Source organism: Rhodococcus sp. C26F, assembly GCF_053345925.1.
Map to the genome: position 1 here is coordinate 110646 of NZ_JBKFBA010000006.1, position 7207 is coordinate 117852.

General features: G+C 71.7%; 6 protein-coding genes and 2 pseudogenes. 4 read left to right on the forward strand and 4 right to left on the reverse strand.

All coding sequences use genetic code 11. The features are described 5' to 3' along the window. The 3 genes and pseudogenes from ACLBYD_RS10135 to ACLBYD_RS10145 all read left to right on the forward strand — a co-directional run. Window positions 1-309, forward strand: a pseudogene (locus ACLBYD_RS10135) (precorrin-3B synthase); the annotation flags it as partial. Window positions 310-405: 96 nt separating this feature from the next. Then, complete coding sequence (locus tag ACLBYD_RS10140; RefSeq protein WP_447816324.1) at window positions 406-1869, forward strand: dihydrolipoyl dehydrogenase family protein; 1464 nt, start codon at window positions 406-408, stop codon at window positions 1867-1869. A 230-nt stretch (window positions 1870-2099) separates the two neighbouring features. Then, a complete protein-coding gene (locus ACLBYD_RS10145) occupies window positions 2100-2555 on the forward strand; it encodes a nuclear transport factor 2 family protein (protein ID WP_447816325.1) in 456 nt (151 codons plus the stop codon). Window positions 2556-2860: 305 nt separating this feature from the next. On the opposite strand, the gene ACLBYD_RS10150 is transcribed toward ACLBYD_RS10145, so the two are convergent. Further along, the gene (locus ACLBYD_RS10150) at window positions 2861-3607 is read right to left on the reverse strand and encodes an SDR family NAD(P)-dependent oxidoreductase (RefSeq protein ID WP_447816326.1); all 747 of its coding nucleotides are present in this window, start codon (window positions 3605-3607) and stop codon (window positions 2861-2863) included. 44 nt (window positions 3608-3651) lie between these two features. After that, window positions 3652-4782 carry a M24 family metallopeptidase gene (locus ACLBYD_RS10155; protein ID WP_447816327.1) on the reverse strand — a complete coding sequence of 377 codons (1131 nt, stop codon included), beginning with the start codon at window positions 4780-4782 and terminating at the stop codon, window positions 3652-3654. A gap of 35 nt (window positions 4783-4817) precedes the next feature. Between ACLBYD_RS10155 and ACLBYD_RS10160 the strand changes: the two genes are divergently transcribed. After that, window positions 4818-5795: a 5'-3' exonuclease gene (locus ACLBYD_RS10160; protein WP_447816328.1), complete on the forward strand. Its 978-nt coding sequence runs from the start codon at window positions 4818-4820 to the stop codon at window positions 5793-5795. A 10-nt stretch (window positions 5796-5805) separates the two neighbouring features. On the opposite strand, the gene ACLBYD_RS10165 is transcribed toward ACLBYD_RS10160, so the two are convergent. Beyond that, window positions 5806-6693: a DUF4333 domain-containing protein gene (locus tag ACLBYD_RS10165; protein ID WP_447816329.1), complete on the reverse strand. Its 888-nt coding sequence runs from the start codon at window positions 6691-6693 to the stop codon at window positions 5806-5808. Window positions 6694-6799: 106 nt separating this feature from the next. Continuing rightward, window positions 6800-7207 (reverse strand): annotated as a pseudogene (locus ACLBYD_RS10170) (DEAD/DEAH box helicase); the annotation flags it as partial.

The window sequence follows — 7207 nt, forward strand, 5'->3', positions numbered from 1 at the left end:
GCCGAGGCGCTGCTCACCCCGCCGAACGACCCCACCGGCGACCCGGAACCGGTACCGGAGCAGCCGCGGCCTCCGATCGGGTGGCTCGACCAGCCCGACGGGGCCGTCACCCTCGCCGGCGGGCTGCCCGGCGGGATCCTCCCCGCACGCCTGGCGGAATTCCTTGCCGCCGTCGAACGTCCGGTGATCGTCACCCCGTGGCGGTCGGTGCTGCTGTGCGATCTCGACGAGTGGACCGCCGAGCAGGTGGTGCGGGTGCTCGCCCCCATGGGGTTGATCTTCGACGCCGACTCCCCGCACCTGCGCTGATCCGTCCCCGACCTGCACGAACGGGCGGACTTCGCGAACCGGACCGTCGCCGCCGATCCGGCCCGCCGACGGTTCGGCCGCGCCTATCGTGGACGGATGAGCGGTCCGACAGCGGAATCCGACAGCTATGACGTGATCGTCCTCGGCGCGGGCCCGGCCGGAGAGAACGCCGCCCAGTACGCCATCGCCGGCAGCGACCGCACCGCCGTGCTCGTCGAGCACGAACTCGTCGGCGGCGAGTGTTCCTACTGGGCCTGCATGCCCAGCAAAGCTCTGCTGCGCCCCACCCAGGTGCTCGCCACCGCCCGCAACATGCCCGGCGTCGCCGACAAGATCAGCGCCCACGGCGTCGAGGTACCGGCGGTGCTGGTCCGCCGCGACAGCTTCACCCACAACCGCGACGACAGCTCCCAGGTGGACTGGGCGAAGGGCGCGGGCATCGACGTCGTGCGCGGCCACGGCCGCCTCGACGGCGAACGCACCGTCACCGTCACCGGCAGCGAGAGAGAACGTCGCCTGCAGGCCCGGCACGCCGTGGTCCTTGCCACCGGCACGCTGCCCTCGATCCCGGACCTGCCCGGGCTGCGCGACGCGCTGCCGTGGACCTCCCGGGATGCGACGAACCTGCTCGAGATCCCTCGCCGGGTGCTGGTCGTCGGCGGCGGTGTCGTCGCCTGCGAAACCGCCACCTGGTTGCGGCAACTCGGCGTCGAGGAACTCACCCTCGCGGTGCGCGGCGACCGCCTGTTGCCGCGTGTGGAGCCGTTCGCCGCCGAACGCGTCGCCACCCGCATGGCCCACAAGGGCGTGGACGTGCGCTACGGCACCGAAATCCGCTCCGTGCAGCGCCCCGATGTGAAGGACACCGGCGTCGGCTGCATCCACGGCGGCCCCGCCACCGTCGAACTGTCCGACGGCAGCACCCTCGAGGTCGACGAGATCGTCGTCGCCGCCGGCCGCCACCCCACCGTGGACGGACTCGGTCTCGACAGCGTCGGCCTGACCGACGGGAAGGTGACGGTCGCCGACGACCTGACCGTCGACGGGGTGGGCGGGCAGTGGCTCTACGCGGTCGGGGACATCGCCGGTCGCGCCGCGCTGACCCACATGGGCAAATACCAGGCGCGGGTGTGCGGGGACATCATCGCTGCCCGCGCCGAGAACCGCCCCACCGACGGACCCCGGTTCCGGGCGAGCGCCGACCACGGGCAGATCCCGCAGGTGATCTTCACCGTCCCGGAGATCGCCGCGGTCGGCCGCACCGCCGACCAGGCCCGCGCCGACGGATTCGATGTCGAGGTCCTCGAGGCCGACCTCGATGTCGCCGGCGCCGCGCTGGCCCGCGACGACTACGCCGGGCATGCCGCGCTCGTCGTCGACCGCGCCACCGACACCCTCGTCGGCGCCACCTTCGTCGGCCAGGAGGTCGCCGAACTCGTCCACGCCGCCACCATCGCCCTGGTCGGGAAGGTGCCGCTGGATGCGCTGTGGCATGCGGTGCCGTCCTACCCCACCATCAGCGAAATCTGGTTGCGGCTGCTCGAATCCCGCCGCCGCTGATCCCTCACCCACCGTGGGCGCGCGACTGCCGGAAGTCTCGTCCGCCGTTTCGGTCCACACGAACGGTTTCGGGTTCGTGTTCCACGCGGTGATCCAGGCACTATCGCGGGCTCGCTACACACACCTTCTCGCTCATCGAGAGGCATGCACCCGGCCTACTGCGTTCTGTTTAGGCTCGGAGGGGACATGCGGCGAGCACACACGAACACTCACATGGGAAGGGAACTCCTGTGTACACCGACAGCAGGGACGAACGAGAAATCTACCGGAACATAATTCGGATCGCCCGAGCGATGGACGAACGGAACTGGGCAGAGATCGAAGACCTCACAGCGCCGGATGCGACCGCAGAACTCGGTAAGGGACCGCTCGCGTCCCGCGCAGAGATCGTTGCTCTGCTGCGGTCCTTCATCGACGAGTGTGGACCCACCCAACACATGATCGGCAACGTCCTCATCGACGTGACGGGGGACACGGCAACAAGTCGTGCGTACGTGGCGGACATGCACCTCGGCACCGGCGACCTCGAGGGACAGTACTTCCGCACACTCGCCGACTACCACGACTCGTGGGCCCGAACCGACAACGGATGGAAGTTGACACGACGTCGCAAAATCCATTACGGGACAATGGGTGACATCGCTGTGCTGGCGCACGCACAAGCTGCCCGGCACAGTGATTTGTGAACTCGCTCCATTCCCCCTCCGCGACGCGAGCGTCTACACCGCTGTGCCGGCGATAGTGGTCCCCCTGATCGTCCTCCCGGACCTGCCGCGCTTCTTCGAGCCGCGTCAGTGATCGACTGCCGGTCGACGACGTCGGACAACCAGATGGGTCGTTCCCCCGCCGGTGTTGCAGGTGACCGTCGGCAGGGGATGGACTCGAGGCCCGCTTTTCGTGGGCGTGGAAACGGATGTACCCGACACCTCGACTGCTACCGCCCGAGGGCACCGGCCCGGGTCTGACGGGCGTCGCCGATATACCCCGGCGGTTATCGCGGCAGCCGCCGCCAGAGCACGCGCGGCAACAGGCGCATCCCGAAGAACACCGGCCGCAGCACCGCCGGCACCCACACCTCCCCGCGCCCGCGGTGCAGCGCCCGCACCGTCGCCTCGGCGACCTGCGGTGGGGTGCTCGACAACGGTGCCGGGTTCATCCCCTCCGTCATCCGGCCGACCACGAAACCGGGGCGCACCAGCAGCAGCGCGATGCCGCTGCCGTGCAGGGCATCCGCCAGACCGGACGCGAAGCCGTCGAGGCCGGCCTTCGCGGAGCCGTAGACGTAGTTGGCGCGACGCACCCGCCATCCGGCGACCGAGGAGAACACCACCAGCCGCCCCGAGCCCTGGGCGCGCAGCCGCTGCGCCAGCTCGGTGAGCAACGCGACCTGCGCCAGATAGTCGGTGTGCACGATCGACACGGCATGGGCCGCATCGGTTTCCGCGCGCGCCTGGTCGCCGAGGATGCCGAAGGCCAGCACCGCCACATCGATCGGCCCGAAGGCGGCGATGCGGTCGAGCACCGCCGGATGGGTGTCGAGGGCGTCAGCGTCGAACTCGACCGTCTGCACCGCCGTCGCGCCCGCCGCCCGCACGGCGGCGCACTCGCCGGCCAGGTCGTCGGCGCGACGCGCGGCCAGGATCACGGTGCGGCCCGGGGCGAGTCGGGTGGCGACCTCGACGCCGATCTCGCTGCGACCCCCGAAGATGACGACGGTTCCCTGCGCGGTGTGGTTCATGCGGCCAGTGTCCCGGGTCGAGCCCGGGGGTGCGGTGGCGGGTCTCAGCCCGGCAGCACAGTCAATCCGTGCGGGCGCAGATTCATCGACTCGCAGCCGTCCTCGGTGACGACGACGATGTCCTCGATCCGCGCACCCCACTCGCCGCGGAAGTAGATGCCCGGTTCGATGCTGAACGCCATGCCGGGCTGCAGGGTGTCGTCGTTGCCGGAGACGATGTACGGCTCCTCGTGCACCGACAGGCCGATGCCGTGCCCGGTGCGGTGCACGAACGCCTCCCCGTAGCCGGCGGCGGCGAGCAGGTTACGGGCGGCGGCGTCGACGTCCTCGGCGCGCACCCCGGGACGCACCGCATCCACTGCGGTCTGTTGTGCCTTCTCGAGCACCGCAATCTTCGTCGCGATCTCCGGGTCCGGTTCGCCGATGCTGTAGGTGCGGGTCGAATCCGAGTAGTAGCCCGGTTCGACGGGACCACCGATGTCGATGACGACGATGTCGCCGGATTCGATGACCCGCTCGGACACCTCGTGGTGCGGGTCGGCGCCGTGCGGGCCGGAACCGACGATGACGAACGCCGCCGCGGTGTGTCCCTCTTCGAGGATCGCGGCGGTGATGTCCGCGGCCACCTCGGCTTCGGTGCGTCCCGCGCGCAACCATTCACCCATGCGGGCGTGCACCCGGTCGATGGCGGCACCGGCGCGGCGCAACGCCTCGACCTCGTCGGCGTCCTTGACCATCCGCAGCTGCCGGATCACCGACGTCGCGAGCGCCGGGGCGCTGCCGAACCGGGCGGTCAGCGGCACCAGGTGCAGCGCCGGCATCGCCTCGGCCACCGCGAACGCCCCCGCCGTCGCGACGAATTCACGCACGAGCGCGTAGGGATCCTGACCGTCCACCCAGTCCCGCACCGGCAGACCGAGCTCACCGATCGCGGAGTCGTTCAGCGACGCCAACTCCAGCCGCGGCACCACCACGGTGGCGCCGGAGCCGTCGGTGGGGATCACCAGGCAGGTCAGGCGCTCGAACGACTCGGCGCGGGAGCCGGTGAAATACCGCAGGTCCGGTCCGGGGGTGATGAGCAGCGCGTCGAAGCCGGCGGCGGCACCGAGTTCGGCGGCGCGGGCCAGGCGGGCCGCGTAACGGTCGGCGGGGAATCGGGTGGCGGCAAGGGTCATGCCTTCGAGCCTAGTGGCCGCGGCCGGATGGCAGGATGTGGTCCGTGACCGCACCGGAGAACCCCACGCCCGCACCGGGCCCCACGTTGATGCTGCTCGACGGCGCGAGCCTGTGGTTCCGCGCCTTCCACGCCATCCCGGAGAAGGTCACCGCCCCCGACGGCAGCCCGGTCAACGCGGTGCGCGGCTTCGTGGACATGGTGGCGTCACTGATCCGCACCCACCGTCCCACCCGGCTGGTGGTGTGCCTGGATCTGGACTGGCGCCCCGCCTTCCGGGTCGCGGCGATCCCCAGCTACAAGGCGCACCGGGTCGCCGCCGGGTCCGACGGCACCGTCGAGGAGGTCCCGCCCGCGCTGCTGCCGCAGGTGCCGGTGATCCTCGAGGTGCTCGCCGCCGCCGGCATCGCCACCGGCGGCGCGGCCGGATTCGAGGCCGACGACGTGCTCGGCACCCTCGCCGCCCGCGAAACCACCGACCGGGTGATCGTGGTCAGCGGCGACCGCGACCTGCTGCAGGTCGTCACCGACAGCCCGGTGCCGGTGCGGGTGCTCTACGCCGGGCGCGGATTGGCCAAGGCCGAGTTGTTCGATCCGGCGTTGGTCGCCGAACGCTACGGGGTGCCCGCCGAGCGGGCCGGCGCCGCCTACGCCGAACTCGCGGTGCTGCGCGGCGACCCGTCGGACGGACTCCCGGGCGTCAAGGGGGTCGGGGAGAAGACCGCCGCGTCGTTGCTGCAGCAGTACGGCTCCCTCGACGCGGTGCGCGCGGCCGCGGTCGACGAGTCGTCGTCGCTGTCGAAGGGCATGCGGGTCAAACTCGCCGCTGCGGCGGACTATCTGGATGCGGCGCTGCCGGTGGTGCGGGTCGCCACCGATGCGGACGTGGACCTGTCCCGCTCGGACGTGTTGCCGGCGGCACCGGCCGCTCCGGAGCAGCTCACCGCGCTGGCGCAGCGGTGGGGTCTGGAACGGCCGGTGTCCGCGCTGGTCGCGGCCCTGGCCGACCGCTGACCGGTCCCGGTCAGTTGGGGCGGCCGACCTCGTAGGTGCCGTTGTCGTCGGTGACGGTGACGGTCACCTCCCGGAACTGGCCGTCCACGGTGACCTCGCACGTGAAGCTGTGCCCGACCTCGACCTTCTGATCGCTCGGGCACTGCACGTCGCCGACCTGCCCGGCCCCGTAGGACTCGGTGAGCACCTTCGCGATGCCCGCCTGGGTGGACTCGGTGTCGAGGACCTTCCCGCCGAACATCGTCGCGGCGAGGATCCCGACGATGGCGAGCACCACGACGAGCCCGACGCCGCCGAGGATCCACGGCAGCTTCGACTTGCCGTTCTGCTGAGGCGCGCCGCCGGGCTGCTGCCAGGTGTTCGCGGGCGCTCCCCAGGGCTGCGCCCCGGCGGGCTGCTGCCCACCCCACCCGGGGACGGGCTGTGTCGGTTGCTGACCGGGCGCGCCCCACGGCTGCTGTGCGCCCGGTTGCTGACCCCAGCCCGGTGCCTGTCCTGGTGCCTGTTGACCGGGTGCCTGCTGCCCCCAGCCGGGGGCGGGTGGCTGTGGGGCCGGACCCCAGCCCTGTTGCGGTGCACCGGTCGGCGCACCCCACGGATTCTGTTGCCCGGGACCGGGCTGTGCGGGATTCGGTTGCCCGGCGGGCGGCACCCACCCGGGCTGCGGAGCGTTCCCGCCCGCACCGGTGTCGGGTTGCCACGGCGACTGCCCGGCGGGCGACTGCCCCCAGCCGGTGCCACTGCCCTGCCCCCACTGCTGCTGCTGCTGGCCTGCGGGCGGCGCCCACGGTGATCCGGGCTGCTCACCGCCCCCGGAGGTCGGGTTGGGTGCCCATGGATCCGTGGATTCCGGCGGCCTCTGCCCCGGCGAGTCCTGCGGTTCGTTCGGCCCGGTCATCGTCGTCTCCACTCACCCTTCCCGTTGTGTGCCCATACGGTAGCGTCCACCCGCCGCGCGGGCATCCACGCCTACCGGGCGTCCCGGACACCCCGCAGGGGCCGGGTCATTCGGCGGTGGGATCGACGGCGACGACCCCGCGACGCACCGCCCCGACCGCCTTGCCGGCGGTGCGGGCGAGTTCCGGATCGTCCGCGCAGGTGCGGATCTGGTCGAGCAGATCGATCAGCTGCCGGCACCACCGCACGAAATCCCCGGGTGAGAGTTCCTTGCCGGCGGCCTCCGCGGCGACGAGCGCCTCGGTCAGCGACGCGGTCGACGCCCAGGTGTAGGCGGCGGTGACGAAACCGAGATCCGGTTCGCGGGTCGGGGGCAGCCGGTGCCGGATCTCGTCGGCCCGCAAGCCGTCGCAGATCCGGGTGGTCTCGGCCAGCGCGTGCCGGATCGGGCCGGTCGGTCCGACGACGGTGACCGGCTCGTCGGTGCGCGACTCGTAGATCACCGCCGAGGCGAC

Bases quoted from the DNA above. Each gene is read 5' to 3' on its own strand.
- ACLBYD_RS10140 (WP_447816324.1), top strand. From the start codon at position 406: ATGAGCGGTCCGACAGCGGAATCCGACAGCTATGACGTGATCGTCCTC.
- ACLBYD_RS10150 (WP_447816326.1), bottom strand. From the start codon at position 3,607: ATGAACCACACCGCGCAGGGAACCGTCGTCATCTTCGGGGGTCGCAGC.
- ACLBYD_RS10155 (WP_447816327.1), bottom strand. From the start codon at position 4,782: ATGACCCTTGCCGCCACCCGATTCCCCGCCGACCGTTACGCGGCCCGC.
- ACLBYD_RS10160 (WP_447816328.1), top strand. From the start codon at position 4,818: ATGTGGTCCGTGACCGCACCGGAGAACCCCACGCCCGCACCGGGCCCC.
- ACLBYD_RS10165 (WP_447816329.1), bottom strand. From the start codon at position 6,693: ATGACCGGGCCGAACGAACCGCAGGACTCGCCGGGGCAGAGGCCGCCG.